Annotated in this window: 14 protein-coding genes; 11 read left to right on the forward strand and 3 right to left on the reverse strand. The window is 37.1% G+C overall.

The window, feature by feature from the left end; all coding sequences use genetic code 11:
* The first annotated feature begins 22 nt into the window (after positions 1–22).
* Both PZ892_RS01420 and PZ892_RS01425 read left to right on the forward strand, forming a co-directional pair.
* Complete coding sequence (locus tag PZ892_RS01420; RefSeq protein WP_182497925.1) at positions 23–898, forward strand: sugar phosphate isomerase/epimerase; 876 nt, start codon at positions 23–25, stop codon at positions 896–898.
* A gap of 199 nt (positions 899–1,097) precedes the next feature.
* The gene (locus PZ892_RS01425) at positions 1,098–1,901 is read left to right on the forward strand and encodes a hypothetical protein (RefSeq protein WP_182497926.1); all 804 of its coding nucleotides are present in this window, start codon (positions 1,098–1,100) and stop codon (positions 1,899–1,901) included.
* A gap of 32 nt (positions 1,902–1,933) precedes the next feature.
* On the opposite strand, the gene PZ892_RS01430 is transcribed toward PZ892_RS01425, so the two are convergent.
* The 3 genes from PZ892_RS01430 to dapF all read right to left on the reverse strand — a co-directional run bounded on the left by PZ892_RS01430 (position 1,934) and on the right by dapF (position 6,355).
* Positions 1,934–2,410 carry a hypothetical protein gene (locus tag PZ892_RS01430; RefSeq protein WP_182497927.1) on the reverse strand — a complete coding sequence of 159 codons (477 nt, stop codon included), beginning with the start codon at positions 2,408–2,410 and terminating at the stop codon, positions 1,934–1,936.
* Positions 2,411–2,606: 196 nt separating this feature from the next.
* The gene (locus PZ892_RS01435; RefSeq protein WP_182497928.1) at positions 2,607–5,489 is read right to left on the reverse strand and encodes a DEAD/DEAH box helicase; all 2,883 of its coding nucleotides are present in this window, start codon (positions 5,487–5,489) and stop codon (positions 2,607–2,609) included.
* Positions 5,490–5,566: 77 nt separating this feature from the next.
* Positions 5,567–6,355 (reverse strand): diaminopimelate epimerase, encoded by a 789-nt coding sequence (gene dapF, locus PZ892_RS01440; RefSeq protein ID WP_182497929.1) that lies wholly within the window; start codon positions 6,353–6,355, stop codon positions 5,567–5,569.
* Positions 6,356–6,544: 189 nt separating this feature from the next.
* Here dapF and PZ892_RS01445 point away from each other — a divergent pair, with 189 nt between their 5' ends.
* The 9 genes from PZ892_RS01445 (at position 6,545) to PZ892_RS01485 (ending at position 17,131) form a co-directional block, all read left to right on the forward strand.
* Complete coding sequence (locus PZ892_RS01445; protein ID WP_094257702.1) at positions 6,545–8,083, forward strand: Do family serine endopeptidase; 1,539 nt, start codon at positions 6,545–6,547, stop codon at positions 8,081–8,083.
* 172 nt (positions 8,084–8,255) lie between these two features.
* Positions 8,256–8,690: a low molecular weight protein-tyrosine-phosphatase gene (locus PZ892_RS01450; protein ID WP_094257703.1), complete on the forward strand. Its 435-nt coding sequence runs from the start codon at positions 8,256–8,258 to the stop codon at positions 8,688–8,690.
* Between the two features lie 10 nt (positions 8,691–8,700).
* Positions 8,701–9,048: a hypothetical protein gene (locus PZ892_RS01455; RefSeq protein WP_094257704.1), complete on the forward strand. Its 348-nt coding sequence runs from the start codon at positions 8,701–8,703 to the stop codon at positions 9,046–9,048.
* Positions 9,049–9,051: 3 nt separating this feature from the next.
* Positions 9,052–9,813 (forward strand): peptidylprolyl isomerase, encoded by a 762-nt coding sequence (locus PZ892_RS01460; protein WP_277711998.1) that lies wholly within the window; start codon positions 9,052–9,054, stop codon positions 9,811–9,813.
* A 1-nt stretch (position 9,814) separates the two neighbouring features.
* Entirely contained in the window at positions 9,815–10,579 is a 765-nt protein-coding gene (locus tag PZ892_RS01465) for an exodeoxyribonuclease III (protein WP_182497930.1), read from the forward strand.
* Positions 10,580–10,963: 384 nt separating this feature from the next.
* Entirely contained in the window at positions 10,964–11,995 is a 1,032-nt protein-coding gene (gene proB, locus PZ892_RS01470) for a glutamate 5-kinase (protein WP_182497931.1), read from the forward strand.
* A 10-nt stretch (positions 11,996–12,005) separates the two neighbouring features.
* Positions 12,006–13,256, forward strand: a complete 1,251-nt coding sequence (locus PZ892_RS01475; RefSeq protein WP_182497932.1) for a glutamate-5-semialdehyde dehydrogenase — start codon at positions 12,006–12,008, stop codon at positions 13,254–13,256.
* Between the two features lies 1 nt (position 13,257).
* Entirely contained in the window at positions 13,258–13,641 is a 384-nt protein-coding gene (locus PZ892_RS01480) for a hypothetical protein (protein WP_182497933.1), read from the forward strand.
* A 352-nt stretch (positions 13,642–13,993) separates the two neighbouring features.
* The gene (locus PZ892_RS01485; protein WP_182497934.1) at positions 13,994–17,131 is read left to right on the forward strand and encodes a SusC/RagA family TonB-linked outer membrane protein; all 3,138 of its coding nucleotides are present in this window, start codon (positions 13,994–13,996) and stop codon (positions 17,129–17,131) included.
* The last annotated feature ends 3 nt before the right edge of the window (positions 17,132–17,134 follow it).

Genomic DNA, 17,134 nt, shown 5'->3' on the forward strand with positions numbered 1-17,134 from the left:
AAATCAACTTAAATCAAATTATATGAAATCTATTTCTAAATGGTTTGCAGGATGTCTAGCATTAACTCTGGTTATCTTTGCATCTTGCTCAAGCAATGCTCCCGCAGCAAAAAGTTCTACTAAAGCAAAAGGTCCTTTTCCTGAAGAAAAATTAGGATGGGAATTAGGATCCCAAGCTTATACCTTTAGACTTTTTACATTCGCTGAAGCATTGGATAAAATCGCCGCAGCAAATCTACGCTATGTCGAAGCATTCCCAGGTCAACCCGTAGGTGCTGGAAGTTCTGAAAAAATGACTTACGAACTGTCTCCAGAAGGTCGTAATCTGGTTAAAAAATTATTGAAGGAAAGAGGAATTACCGTACATGCTTATGGGGTAGTCGGTGCTAAAGATGAAGCTGAATGGGAAAAAATCTTCCAGTTTGCTAAAGATTTCGGAATTAAAGTAATTAATGCCGAACCAAGTCAAGACCAATTGGATTACCTTTCTAAACTTTGTGATAAATACGATATCAAATTAGCAATTCACAACCATCCTGAACCTTCACACTATTGGAATCCGGATGTGGTTTTGAAAGCTTTGGAAGGTAGAAGTAAAAGAATGGGAGCTGCAGCAGATGTGGGCCACTGGATGCGCTCTGGTTTGAACCCAATCGAATGCCTTAAAAAACTTGAAGGTAGAGTGTACCATGTTCACTTCAAAGATTTAAATGCATTCGGAGATAAAAAAGCTCATGATGTGATCTGGGGAACTGGAAAATTAGGAATGAAAGAAGTTCAAGCAGAATTAAAACGCCAAAATTTTAAAGGCATGCTATCTGCTGAATATGAATATAACTGGGAAAATAGCTTGCCAGAAGTTACTGAAAGTGTAGTAAACTTCAGAGCTGCTTTATAACATTTAGTAAGGTTAATAAAAGGGCAATAAGATCTTCTTATTGCCCTTTTTCTTTTATTGAAAATATTCCAAAGCCTCTTTTTCAATATATATATTTAGTAATCCTAATGTTTTTTGTTTTGAATGTAAATAATTGATTATTAGTAAATACCGCTTGATTTAATTATATTTAGTAAGTGAATTATTCAATATATAGTCTATGAGAAAGTATTTATGGATTCTTGTTTGTATTACCACTTTGGTAGCATGCAACAATGAACCTGGAACCGAGACTGAAATAGAGCAATTGGACTTACTGAACTCCAAGTTTAATGATAATGTTTTTGAAATATTTGGACATTGGTTGGAAGAAGATACTGGAACGAGTCTGGATACTCTTAAGTTATATGAGTTAAGTGATGAAAAATTAAAATATAGAATCAAAGACCCTGTAATCAATGTAATCCATATTACTGTCCCTAAAAAGGAATTTGGATACCTCTTCGAAAGTCCATTTATTGATAGTTTGGCAAGTTATGGACCGCTTTATTTCAATACCGTTTCAACAGTAACTGACCTTAATAAGAAACCAGTAGCATACCAAGCGCTTGCCTTTTATTCCGATGAAAATAAAAGAGATAGTGTCTTAAAAGAATTATTTAAAGATCTTGGAACACCAACAGACGAGTCCATAGTGAATGCAACAATCGGTATTAAAGCCCATGAATGGACTCTAAATGATAGAACTATTCAAATCGTATCCTTTAATGCTCAAGAACTAAGTGCTTCCTCCTTTAGTCCAAATAAAAAATATTATCAAGTAGATTTTTTAATGATCGATAATAATCAAAAAGAAGCATTAAAAAATGCACATATCTATGAATTTACAGAAGGAATAAAATTAGATGATAAAGTTAGGGACTATAGCTATTTTAACTTGGATCAAAAACAATTGTTTTCTGACCGGTTCTTACTGTATAGTGATGAGAAAAAAAACAATTTTACCGCAGGAAACTTAAAATAAAAAAGAAATGGAATGGGTAAGGTTGTTAAATTCTAGTATTTCGGATTCCAGCGTTTTAATACTTTTCGCCCCGCAATAGCGGCGGGCCAAATTTCTATCCGATAACGATCATTTGGATTCATCAAATCGACTCCAATGGGGTTGTTTAAATTGTAAGAATAAATGCGAATTCTATAGAATGTATTGTCCAATGGGATTAATAAAATAGTGCCACTCATGGGACAATCTTGAATTTCTATCGTACCATTCGTGATTTTTAGACTGCCTTCAACAATATGATCTGCTTTGAAATCCAATTGTACATTTTCACTTTCTAAAACTTCAAGTTCTCCCTTGACCATTGAAAAATCATTTTCAACAGTAATCCCTAAGGTGTTTTCGTCAATTGCTAATCGATCTTTCAACGCTTGTTCACTCCAAAAATCGAAATCACCTGTTTCACTACTCATCGAATCATTGACGATATAGAATTGACTATACTGAGTGAAAAAGTCTAGGTTATATTTCATGACGGTTGTAAAGGTTATATATACTAAAATAAAAATATTTCAGTTTATATCATTTATTTATTGGAATAAAAGATAATTGTTTGAACAGTTATAACAATTTATCATTAAAATAAATAATAAATAATTTTAAAAAATTACTATAATGATAAATTAGATAAAATCAGGAAAGGTTGATTTCAGACCTTAATGTAGGTTTTTAGCTGAATAATTCGTTAATATCTTCTTTGCTTAATGATTTAACAAAGCTTTCTTCCGTAGTAATTAGTGAACTAGCCAATGATTTCTTCATCCCTTGTAAGGCTAATATTTTCTCTTCAATGCTGTCTTTTGCAATGAATTTATAGATAAAAACATTTTTCGTTTGCCCTATCCTATGACTACGATCAATCGCTTGTTGCTCAACAGCAGGATTCCACCAAGGATCCAGGATAAAAACATATTCCGCCTCAGTTAAATTTAACCCTACACCACCAGCTTTGATGGAAATCAAGAAAACTTGGGTATCCTCATTCTCCTTAAAGTCCTTAACAGCTTGGTTTCGATCAGTTGTAGCCCCATCTAAATAAGCGTAACGAATCTTATTCTTTTCAAAATAATCCCTGAAGATTTGAAGATGCCTCACAAATTGTGAAAAGATTAATACCTTATTGCCTTCCTTCAGTATGGATTCCATGGTTTCTATCGCAGCATCGAATTTCCCCGAGCCATCCTTATACTGACTGTCGATCATTAAGGGATGATTTGCTAACTGCCGTAATTTAGTTAAACCCTGTAAAAGTGCAATTTGGGAGGCCTTTCCCGTAAAGGCTCCATCCAACAAAGCATTTCTATATTCTGATTTAACAGTTTCATAGTATTCCGATTGCTCCTCAGTCATACTGCAATAAAAAATCTGCTCGGACTTCGGAGGAAGTTCGGTGGCTACCTGAGACTTCGTGCGCCTCAAAACAAAAGGTTTGATAATCGCCTGTAATCTTTTAGCTTTCTCTTCATCCTTCTTCTTCTCAATGGCCTGTACAAATTCCTTTTGAAAATAAGTGTAGTTGCCTAATAACCCCGGATTTACAAAGGACATCTGAGACCATATATCTGCAACCGAATTCTCAATCGGTGTACCACTTAAAGCTAATTTGTTCTTTCCTTTGATATGCTTAATAGCAGAGAATGATTTTGACCTCGGATTCTTGATATTCTGGCTTTCATCCAAAATAATATAATTGAAATAAAATCCCGAAAGCAATTCCTCGTCTATCCTTGCTACCCCATATGTGGTAATAACCAAATCAAAATGACTGAATGCAAAATTATCCTTGCTGCGGTAAGTACCTGTATGTAACAGGACCCTAAGCTTGGGGGTGAATTTTTCAGCTTCCTTCTGCCAATTGAATATTAAGGATGTCGGCACTATGAGTAAGGAGGTCTTCGGTTGATCTGAGGATTCCAAATTCTCCTTCTGATGTTGCAACAAGGCTAAGGTTTGTACGGTTTTTCCCAATCCCATATCATCCGCCAGCAGACCGCCAAATCGGTACTCCTGAAGAAAATGAAACCAATTATATCCTGCTTTCTGATAAGGTCGTAAGGACCCTTTGAAATTTTTAGGCGTCTCTATATCGGATATCTCATCAAACTCTCCAAGTTTATTCAACTTCCGTTGCATACTCACCTGGTTGTGTTCGGTAATATCATTGAGCAATCCAATATGTGCGCGGTTTAATCGAATGCCCTCTTTCTGCGAAGAAAACTGAAATAAATGCTCATACTGTGAAAACCATTCCTGTGGGATTATAGCAATCTCGCCATTGGGTAATTCAAACTCTTGAATCCGATTTAATATATGTTGTCTAAGGTTTATAAAAGGAATCTCATATGATCCAAACCTTACAGTAGCCGCAATGTCAAACCAATCGTTCTTTTCGCTAATCTCGATGCTGATGCTGGTCTTGCCAATCAGAAATTTCTTGTCATTATGGTTTTGAATTATATCAAAGCCTGCATCATGTAGTTCTGTAAGGTGTTCATTGACCCACTCAATGCTCGAAATGCGATATCCATTGAGACCTATTTTTGGAAGATAGGAACCAAATAAAGCATCTGCTCGTTCTAACCCGTAATCCTCAAGTGTTTTAGCCTTTTTCTCCTCCCATTGAAGAGACCGTTTTATTCTTAAAAACTGATGGGCATCTTCCTCTTCATTATATACGTAACGCACAGTAACCGGATGCTGGGCTCCTGAAGGGAAACTAAAATCCCCATATTGGAAATATAACTGCAATTGGGCTTCCTGCTCCGGACTATAAACAATCCTTAATTGGGGTACTGCCTGTTCCTTATAATTGATGATTTCCAAACCCTCAGCATACACATGATGCTTTTCAATTAACGAGGTCACAAAGGTTTCAAAATACTTCTTCTCTGTATTCCGCGGAATTGAAATAAAACGCTTATTTAGGAATGGCGTTAATTTCTTCCCCTCCAACTCCTCATCAAAATGATATAAAACATTCTCTAAAAGTAACCAAGCTTGTTGATTGACAATGACATCCGCATTTTTATACATAAACTCCATTCGAAGCCCATCGTATTTTAATGTTGGAAAGTATCGCGTCTCGATTTCATTCCTGCGGAAATGAAATAAAATGCTCGTGGGCTTAGGGGCAATTTTTAATTCCTGTTCAGCTGGATACCCATCCTTACTCATCAAAAACAAAGGCTTGTCACCAATATTGTTTAAAATATGTAATAGCCGACTCTCTATTTTTGGGCGAATATGCTCGTAAATCTTATGGTCGAATATTTTGGAAAAATAATCCGCCGGACGAATGGCCTTTTTGTGAAACCTTTTGATGAGCTGTGTCTGTTCAATCTCATCACAAAGTCGAATTAATTCATAATCGACCTCGTCCAAGGCGTCTGAAAATTCATCAACCGTATTGCTGAAAACTCTTTTATAGGAAAGTGAATAGGATCCATTTTGGTTAAGTTGCACAATATGAGGCTCAATGAGATACCCTAAGTAAGGATGTTTCCCTAATGAGTAAACCAAACGATAAGAAGTTATTGTGTCGACCTGTTGCATCCTATTGATTCTGCTAGAAAAAGCTACTAATATACGTGTATTAAGGCTTTTTCTCCAAAATTAAGGAGGTTAAATTATTATGAAATATCGATTTTTCCCTCAAATACTAAATTTGCAGGTCCAGATAGATAGACATTCTTGAATTGATGCCCTTTTTTATGAAATGAAATAAGTAGTTGACCACCAAGTACTCGAATCGGAATTTCAAAGTAACCGTCATTGCCTGATTTAATCGCTACACTCATCGCTGAAGCAACCGCCCCAGTGCCACATGCATAGGTTTCATCCTCAACTCCGCGCTCAAAGGTCCGAACGAAATAACCATTACCCTCTTCCTCGATAAAGTTTACATTTATACCTTTTTCACCATAAGTGCTATTATTTCGAATGGCATAACCTGCTTGGAAAACATCTTTCTCGCTAAGGTCCTCTACAAATTGAACATAGTGTGGCGACCCTGTATTTAATACAAACGCCTCCCCATCCTTATGAAACTCCTCAACGTCAATCATGCCAAGATTTACTGTATTTTGCTCAATTTGAGCATCATGTTTACCGTCGACTGCCAAAAAGACAGTATCAGTCTGGATGATCCCCAAGTCTCTCGCAAATGCAACCAAACAACGACCCCCATTCCCGCACATTGTCCCCTCTTTGCCATCTGAATTGAAGTATAGCATTTGGAAATCATAATTATTTGTATCTTGAAGTAGCATCAATCCGTCTCCTCCAATTCCAAACCTCCGATCACAAAGCTTTTGAATCAATTGTTGATTCCCCGCATCAAACGAGCCGTTTCTGTTATCAATTAAGATAAAGTCATTCCCTGCACCTTGATATTTGTAGAACTGGATTTCTTTTGACATTTTGTTGAGTTTCTGCTGTAAATTTAATATTCTTGTTACAATAAACCGAACTTTTGTTAAATCTTGTTAAATGCTTGACAAAGGTTCTGCCTGTTAACATTTTTTAACTGACAAAACTCGTTCCGACCTTTCGAATGGTATTACATTTGAATTAGAAATCATGAAATAAAAAAGTTAGATTAATTATATATGAAAAAGATAGGTGCAACTTTATTAGCAGCCATCATAGGAGGAGCCATAGCCGTGGGTGGGTTTAAACTCTTCGAAAATAAAAAGATGGACAACATGACGTTCGAAGAACGTCAAAAAGTTTATTATGCCAACAACCCTGCGGAAGAAATTTTATCCTCTACAGGAAATCCGGATTTTACCCAAGCTGCAGCAGCAGTCTCTCCGGGTGTGGTACACATTCAAGTAACAATGGCTAGTCGCGGCAACCGTGGCGGTGGGGGATCCCCATTCGATATGTTCGAAGAATTTTTTGGAGTACCACAACAACGTGGTCAAGCTCGACCAGCAACAGCCTCCGGATCCGGAGTAATCATCTCCCCAGACGGGTATATCGTAACGAATAACCACGTCGTGGAAGAAGCTGATAAAATCGAAGTCGTTCTTACTGATAAACGTAAGTATGAAGCTAAAGTAATCGGTAGAGATCCAAACTTCGACTTGGCATTGATTAAGGTAAATGCAAATGGCCTCCCAATCGTAAAATTAGGTAACTCCGATAATGTGCAAATTGGTGAGTGGGTATTAGCAGTGGGGTATCCGCTAGGTTTACAATCGACCGTAACAGCTGGAATCATCAGTGCTAAAGGACGTCGTATCGGTATCCTTGATGAACCAACCCAAGGTCGTGGATATGGTGGAATGGGACAACAAGAACAAATGATCAGCAATGCTGTGGAATCCTTCTTGCAAACTGATGCCGTAATCAACCGTGGTAATAGTGGCGGTGCATTAGTGAATGCGCGTGGTGAACTAATCGGTATCAACTCAGCAATCGCTTCCCCAACTGGAACTTATGCTGGTTATGGATTCGCAATTCCAATCAACCTTGCCAAAAAAATCGTAGATGACTTTAAAGAGTTTGGAAGCGTGAAACGTGGATACGTAGGGGTTACTTTTACTGAAATTAATGATCAATTACGTGCTGAAAAAGGTATTGAAGATGTAAATGGATTATATGTTCGTGATGTATTGAAAGGTGGAGCAGCTGAAGCTGCAGGTATTAAACCTGGTGATATCTTAACGAAAGTAGAAGGTCGTGTAATCTATGGTACCCCTGACTTACAAGAGTACGTTGCTAGATTACGCCCAGGTGATAAAGTGAAAATTACTTACAAACGTGATGGCAAAGAAAAAGATGTCAATTTAACTCTTAAAGGTGAAGAGACTAAGCCAAAATCTGAAGATTCTGAATCTAGTGCATCTGCAACTGAGATCTTCAATAAATTAGGTGCTAGCTTTGTTCCTGCAAGCAATGCTCGCAAACAAGAACTAGGAATCAAATCAGGTGTTGTGGTATCACAAGTACACAGAGGTGGTGTTTTTGAATACTTCGGCGTTGAAAGAGGATTGGTTATTACTGAAGTTAATGGTAAGCCTGTAAATAATGTGGATGATGTGGAGTCTGCTCTAGGTAGCACTCGTCGTGATATTGTCCGTATTACCGGCGTACCTGAAAAAGGTAGTACCGTTCAGTTCAATGTTCCATTGAAGTATTAATTGTAAAATAAATATAAAGGGGCCCAAGAGATTGAGGCCCCTTTTGCTTTTTCAGTCATGAAAAGAGGACTAATATAAAATCTTCTACTCTATTTAGGGATGGACAGCACAGAAATCTCATATCTCATAACTCATATCTCAATACTAACTAGATAATGTTATATTTGAAACCATGAAAATATTAATGGTGTGTTTAGGGAATATTTGCAGATCTCCATTGGCTCATGGAATCATGGAACACATGGTTGCTGAAAATGGATTAAGTTGGGAAATTGATTCTGCCGGTACTGGGGATTGGCATGTCGGGCATGCTCCTGATAAAAGATCCATCCAAGTCGCTAAAGATAGGGGAATCGATATCTCGAATCAAAGAGCTCAATTGTTTGAACCTAATTTCTTCTCTAAATACGACCGTATTCTGGTAATGGATAAACAGAATTATGCTGATGTCACTTCAATGGCAACCTCTCAGGAAGATTTAAATAAAGTATCCCTTTTCCTGACTGATGATATAGTTCCGGATCCTTATTATGATTCAAATATGTTCGTTCCAGTTTTTGAACTGATTGAATCTAGATGCAAAGAACTAATCAAAAACTGGTCTTAAACAAAAAACAATGCAAGCCGCAGAAATAAATAAAAAGTGGAAAGCTCTACAGGAAGCTATCGCTAAAAACTTTGATATGGATATCCCTGATATCAAAGTGATGCTCTTCCTAATCGGTGTACAGGAGTTAGGAAAAGGACCTCAGGAATTCTCAAAAAGAGAAAAAGAAGAATTGATGCATATCGCAACATGCAGACTCTTCAGTAGCCTCGGCTTTTATGAGCTGGAAGGACAGGATGAACAAGGTTGGCCCCATTGGAACTTAATCAAGCCAATCCCTAATTACACACTTTTGGAACAAGAAATGATTATCAAATCACTGATAATTGACTATTTTGAAGAAGTAAATTTCATTTAATATATGAGAAGAATTTTATTATTGTTTGCTCTTGTATTAGGCATGAGCTTTGCCAATGCGCAAACCCCAAAAAACTACTATGTTGAAGTAAAAACCGGTAAAGGCAACGGTATTATCAAACTCTATAACGAAACCAGAAAACACCGCGATAACTTCGTGAAATTGGTAAAAGAAGGTTATTTCGACTCCTTAATGTTCCACCGGGTTATTCATAATTTTATGATTCAAGGTGGTGACCCTGATTCTAGATATGCCGCAAGTAGACAAAAATTAGGCGAAGGAGGACCAGATTATAAGGTGCCTGCTGAAATTCAAGCGGGAATCATTCATAAAAAAGGCGCCCTAGGTGCAGCGAGAGATAACAATCCAGCAAAAGAATCTTCTGCCTCCCAATTTTACCTCGTACAAGGTAGAGTGTTCACTGAAGCTGCTTTGGATTCTTTGGAGAAATTTCGCCTAAAAGGTAAAAAACTAACGCCTCTTCAGCGTGAAACCTATTCCTCTATTGGGGGTACTCCCCACTTGGATGGTGAATACACGGTATTCGGTGAATTGATCGAAGGATTAAGCGTAGTAGATAGCATTGCAGAGGTTAAAACCGATGATAATGATCGCCCATATAATGATGAGCGATTTGCTATGAAACTATTAGATAGAAGACAAGCACTTGATTTAGAACGTAAATTACAAGGGTTGCCTCCTAAAAAAGGTATTTTTACCAAACTCTTTGATTCAATGAAGTCTAAAAATTACAAACTCCCATAACATGAAGATCCTAACTTATAATGTCAATGGAATCCGGGCAGCCTTGAAAAAAGGTTGGTTGGAGTGGTTGAAAGGCGAAAATCCTGATGTAATCTGTATTCAAGAAATTAAAGCAACTCCTGATCAAGTGCCTGAGATCGCCCTATTGGAAGAAATGGGATACGAACATTATTGGTATCCAGCTCAGAAAAAAGGCTATAGTGGAACCGCAATATTTACACGCATCACACCAAACCATATTGAATATGGTTGTGGTCATGAAGACTATGATTTTGAAGGACGTATTATCCGTGCGGACTTTGATAAAGCCTCAGTAATGAGTGTGTATTTCCCTTCTGGTACTACCGGAGATGTTCGCCAGGATTTTAAATATCAGTTTCTGGATGACTTCCAGTCCTACAGCAATGATTTGCTAAAAGAGAAACCTAATCTGGTCGTATGTGGTGATTTCAATATCTGTCACCGAGCAATTGATATCCATAATCCAAAATCCAATGCGAATAGCTCTGGCTTTTTACCCGCTGAAAGAGAATGGATGGAAAACTTTATTAATTCAGGATACATCGATTCATTTAGGCATTTAAATTCTGATCCACATCACTATACATGGTGGTCTTATCGTGCTGGCGCCAGAGGAAAGAACTTAGGCTGGCGTATCGACTATAATATGGTCTCTAATGGTTTGAAAGATAGTATTAAATCTTCCCGAATTATACCTCAAGCAATTCACTCTGACCATTGCCCCGTGGAATTAATTCTTGATTAGATAAAAAAAGTAGACTCATTAGGTCTACTTTTTTTATTTATTGCTTATATTTATTTCATGAGCAAGAAAATCGCATGGATATTTTTTATGATTACCCTCTTTCTACTGGGGATCTGTGCGTTTGAAATTTTTATGCAATTCCAAAGTTCTGCATTATCTTATCCAATTTTCTTAACCTCCTTATCATTGATTATTTCTGCGTTATTATTCTTGAAAAACGCTCTTCGACCCATGAAGATTAAATAATTAATCCCCCCTCTCAATAATATCTCTGTTTGAATTCCAGTAATGAATTTCTTTTATTTATTTCTAATTTAGCATCAAACATGATGTATTATTGATTAAATATTAATAATATATTATTTAATCTGAATAATTCGTAAAATGAAAAAACCTATACTCGTCATCAAATTTGGTTCTGCAGCTATTACTACAGACGGTGAAATTGATGAAAGAATTGTTTTAGAAATTGCTAGACAATGTGCCCAGTTGCAACCTCTATATAATATTGTGATAGTATCTTCCGGTGCAGTTGCCGCCGGGAAAAAGTATATCCCGAAATATACCGGAACATTAGCACAAAAAAAAGCCGCCGCCGCCATTGGAAATCCAATGTTGGTCCGAACTTATGGAACCTATTTTAAACCCTTTAAAATTGCTTTGGCTCAAAGCCTCTGTGAAAGACATCATTTTGCCAATAGAAATCAATTTCTACAATTAAAAAGTACCTATGAAACTTTATGGAAAAATAATGTTATCCCGATTGCAAATGAAAATGACGTGGTGAGTAATAAAGAATTAAAGTTCTCTGATAATGATGAACTCGCTACCTTGATCGCTGTTGGGTTTGGTGCCGAACAAGTTCTTTTTAGCACTTCCGTTCCTGGAGTGCTTGATGATCAAGGGAATGTAATCCCTGAAATTAAGGTTATTGATAAAGCTGCGCTGGCTTTGGCAAAAGATGAAAAATCTACTGTCGGCCTAGGGGGCATGATTTCTAAACTCAATTTTGCCCGACTTGCAAATCAAATGGGAATTAAAGCCGTTATTTTCTCCATGAAAACTGAAGATGGAATTTTAAAGGCTGTAGATGGAAAAACTGGAACCCTCTGCCATCCCCAAACTAAAAAAGTATCCTCTAGAAATAAATGGCTCGCAAGTGGAAGTTTAATAACTGGTCTAGTCCAAGTCGACAAGGGCGCCATTGACGCCTTAAATAAACGAAAAAGCTTGTTGGCAGTAGGGGTTAATAAAATTATTCAAGATTTTGAAGCTGGTGAAGTATTTCAAATTGCCGATGAAGACCACGTAATTCATGCCGTAGCTAAATCAAAAATCGACTCCATTTCATTGAAATCTAAATCTGAAAAAAAGAATATTGAAATTGCACATGCTGACGATATTGTGCTCTTATAAGAATAATCCTATGGAAAAATCAATACAACTTCAATTAGAAAATACCAGAAAAGCCAAAAGAGCAATTTCAGTATTGACTATTGAACAGAAAATGAAAATCCTCAATGCAATCGCTGATGAATTGCTCCTAAATACGGATCAAATTATCCTCGAAAATCAAAAAGACCTTGATCGAATGGATCCGCAGGATTCCAAATATGATCGCCTTAAATTAACTAAAGCAAGAATTGAAGATTTAGCGGATAGTGTCCGGGCAGTCGCTAAATTGGATGATCCGACAGGGAAGCTGCTAAGTAGCAAAACCCTGGATAATGGATTGTTAGTAGAAAAAAGATCAGTTGCCTTGGGAGTGGTGGGGGTAATCTATGAATCTAGACCGAACGTGACCATTGATGTTGCGGTTTTATGTATTCAATCTGGAAATGTCTGCCTTCTGAGGGGTGGTTCTGATGCTTGGTTTAGTAATACATTCTTGGTTAATTTGATTCAGGATGTTCTGCTAAAGTTTAATACCGACCCTTGTATCGTTCAACTTTTACCAACCGATCGCGAGCTAGTGACAGAGCTTCTGACTGCCGTGAAATATGTGGATATCTTGATCCCGCGGGGATCTCAAGGCTTAATTGATTTTGTGCGAGAAAATGCAAAAGTTCCTGTGATTGAAACTGGAGCAGGCGTCTGTCATACCTATATCGATAAAACGGCTGATTTATCACAAGCCGCAAAAATAGTAGCTAATGCCAAGATTTCTAGACCCTCTGTTTGCAATGCCTTGGATTGTATCCTCGTGGATTCGCAGGTTACAGAAGCTTTCCTGAATAAATTGGCACCTCTGCTTGCTGCAGCAAAAGTGAAAATTCTAGCTGATGAAAAAAGCTATTCTGATTTAAAAAATCTTGAGTATCCAAATTTAGAACCAGCCAAAGCAGAAGATTTTGGAAGAGAATTCTTAGACCTCATTTGTTCAATGAAGGTTGTCAATAATTTAGATGATGCTCTAGACCATATCGCGAACTATTCTTCTAAACATTCTGAATGTATTATTTCCTCAGATCCAAAAAATATTCTCACTTTTATGAACGCTGTAGATGCGGCAGCTGTCTATTCTAATGCCTCAACACGATTTACGGATGGTGCTGAATTTGGCTTAGGCGCAGAAATTGGAATTTCAACACAAAAACTTCATGCCCGGGGACCATTTGCACTGGAAAAGTTAGTGACAGAAAAATGGTTCGTAACTGGCGAAGGTCAAATTAGATAATATGGGAATTAGATTCGAAAAAGATACCATCCTGAATTGGATAAATGAAATGGGTAAGTATTTAAGACTGGTAGTCGATAAGTATGAGGCCTTTGATAAGGCAAATGAAACAATGGATTTGAATCAAGGTTATACCGATTTCTTTAAAATAGAGCGCAAGTTCCTCCTTGAGGGAAATCAATCCGATATCGAAAATTTTATTAGCTCATTAGAGCCTGAGCAGGTTAGGCCTTTAGCGCAATTGATCATGTATGATGGGCTAATAAACCAAAACAAAGATCTACTCCAAAATGCTAAGTTTATCTTCGAATGGAATATGAAGAAAACTGGCGCCTACTCCTTCGAAGATTTTGATTATCTCTCAAAGATAGATCGTAATCTGTAGAAAAATATTCTCAAGAAACAATAAAATTTGTTTAAATGGCAATATTATCCCAATAATATTGCCTTTCTTGTAATTGGCCTTTCTTGATTGATTGAGTATTAATTAAATATTATGCTCACTTCGTATATTTTGTTACAATTTGGAAGATTCTAACTAGTTTAATAACAATATTTATTTGTTATTACACCAAATTTAACCTATTTGACCTTTATTCGTTTAATTTTTTACTATTGATATTGGTTAATTCTAACTTTTTGTTATATAATTGATAATAATAAAGTAATAATTACATAACACACTAACCAATAGTTGTGTAAAGCAATATTTTTTTAGCAAACACAAATAAATAATTATGAAACAACAATTACTCAGCTTTCTTTTGCTGTTTATGGTATCCATAGGTATCGTAAATGCGCAAAACCTTCAAGTGAGTGGAAAAGTCACCTCGCAAGAAGATGGTTCCCCAATCAACGGAACTACCATTACAGTTATCGGAACGAATATCTCTACTCAAACCGATGAAAGTGGAAGTTATACAATCTCGGCTCCCGCAAATGGTTCTTTAAGATTTTCTAACATAGGTTTTGTCAGTCAAACGGTTAGTATTAACAATAATGCCCTGATCAATGTAAATTTGGTTGCTGATCAAGCGGCGTTGGATGAAGTCGTGGTAACTGGATACGCCAATATTAAAAAGACAGAATTCTCAGGTGCTGCATCAGTTATCTCCATGAAAGAGATTGAAGACAAACCTGTAGCCAATCTGACGCAAAACCTTCAAGGTCGTGTTCCCGGATTATTGGCGAATTCTGGATCTGGCCAACCTGGAGCTAGTGCTAATGTGCAAATTCGTGGTACCAAATCTATCCAAGGGTCTGGTGCACAGCCCCTCTATATTATTGATGGTGTGCCTGCGTCTGCGAGTACTGTTCAGAATATCAACCCCAATGACTTTGAAAGCATGACCGTTCTAAAAGACGCGAGTGCTGCAGCATTATATGGTGCCCGTGGTGGTGTAGGTGTGATTGTAATCACCACAAAACAAGGTAAAAAAGGAACTTCGGAAATCAGTCTGAGAACTCAATTCGGGGTAACTGCCCCTCCTGATTTCTCAAGACTTAATTTGATGAATACCTCCGAATTATTGGCTTATGAAGAACGCGTAGGCGCAATTACAGGATCCCAGAATGCTGCCTTCTCCAATGTGCCTGGATGGTATTACAGCCGTAAAAACCCAGCAAATGCTAACCTTTCGGCTGCTCAATTAGCAGAGTATGATAGAAAATTAGACAGTACCAGAAATATCAATACGGATATTAAAGACCTCCTGTTTAGAAATGGTATCTCCCAAACTTATGAACTTAACCTAAGAGGAGGATCTGAAAACCTAACTTACTTCACTAGTTTAGGTTATATGAATCAGGACGGTGTGGATAAAACTTCCGATTTCGAAAGATTCACAACTCGATTCAATTTAGGCTACAACAAAGGAAAATTCAGCGCTCAATTTAACAATAGCTTGGGTTATTCCCTTATGCGAAGAGCAAGTGGAGATGGATTCGGAAATAGCCCCCTGAATCCTTTTCAAATGATCTATCGTGCGAAACCCTATGATAATCCTTATTTAGCCGATGGTACCCTGAATTTTGGTGGGGGTGGTACCAACTTAAATATGAAAACGTTGGCAAACTTGGTAGAAGCAAATGAAAATACCCGTTGGACTGAAAAATCTTGGAAGATTAACTCTGGGTTAATCTTGAGCTTTAAAATTACTGATGATATTACTATCCGAAATACAACAGGTATTGATGCTGATAATGGTTTGTACGAATTCTATATTAACCCTAATTCTTATAGAGGTTCCTTGCAAACATTCCAACATGGTTTAGCGAGGGAAGCTAATAGAATTAATGCTCAAATTATTAATACATCTAGTATTAACTATAATAAAACCTTTAATGAACTTCATAAAATTGATGTAGGTGCTTATTTCGAAGGAATCAGAGTCTATAATAAAGGTTTGGGAATGATGTTGTATAACTTGAACCCTTCTCTACCATGGACAGGTCAAGGTGCAAATCCTTTGCCAACCAATGGTGCGGAAACAATGCCTCAGTATGCAACTAGTGCTAGGTCTGGTTATGGAATTCGCTCTTATTTTGCTACTGCAGCCTATGATTATGCTAGTAAATATTCCATTACTGCAAACTTAAGACGCGATGGTACTTCCAGAATCGTCAATATCGACAACCGTGAAATTACAACATGGTCTGCTGGTGCAACCTGGAATATTATCAATGAAAATTTCATGAATGATCAAACCCTTTTTACGGATTTGAGATTAAGAGCTAGTTATGGTCAAGCGCCTAATATTGGTAGTATTGCCTTGAATTCGTATGGTTTAGGGTTCGGTGGCCTTGAAGCTTGGACGATTCCTAATTATACTTCGTCTCAAGTACCAGGCTATGGAACGGCAGCTTATCCAGGTTCTATTTTGCCTGGTATTGCTCCAACAACGCCAGGAAACCCGAACTTAAAAATCGAAACAGTGAACAAAGCGAATATCGGCCTTGACTTTAATATGTGGGCTAACAGAGCTAGATTCTCTTTCGACGTATATAGTGAAATTACCAATGACCTTTTCGTAGATCAACCGCTTAGTAATACTACTGGATTTAATAATATGGCTATTAATGCTGGTAAAATGTCTAATAAAGGTCTTGAGGGTATGATTAGTGTCGATGTGTTCAAAACCAATGATATTGATATTAATGTGGGATTAAACCATGCTATAAACGTCAATAAAATTGAAGACCTTGGCGCTGTTACTCAGTATGAGTTGGGAACTTACTTAATTAAAGTTGGCTTGCCTTTTGGATCTCACTATACTTATAATTATTTAGGAGCTGACCCTGAAACTGGTAGACCAATGTATTATGCCCAAGATGGTACTACAGTGGTTTACGAATTGGCAAATGCAGGTCGTTTTGCAACTTTTGGAACTTATAAACCTAAACATGTCGGTGGTTTTACTTTCGACTTCAGATATAAAGCATTTACTTTAAGTACTTTGTTCTCGTATCAATTTGATGTGGTTAGAAGTAACAATATAAGAAACTGGATCACTGATGGAACCAGAGGGTATATCGGTTCTGTAAACCAATCTAGAGAACTTTTGGATAATCAATGGGAAAAACCAGGAGACCAAAAATTCTTCGCCTCTCCAGTATATTCCAAAGGATTTACAAACTCTGATTTACAAAATGCCAAATTCTTAAGATTAAGAAACTTGACATTAAACTATAATCTGCCTGAAATTAATGTCGGCGGTGTTTCTTATGTAAAAGGCGCCAACCTTTATTTCACAGCTTATAATTTAGCCGTGTGGAGCCCTTGGACTGGTGTAGATCCTGAAGATGATAACAATATCAGTCTTAATGAATATCCAAATCCGAAATCTTTTGTTTTTGGAATCAACTTCAAATTTTAATCC

Source organism: Sphingobacterium sp. WM, assembly GCF_029542465.1.
In the GTDB taxonomy this organism is placed as follows: domain Bacteria; phylum Bacteroidota; class Bacteroidia; order Sphingobacteriales; family Sphingobacteriaceae; genus Sphingobacterium; species Sphingobacterium cellulitidis.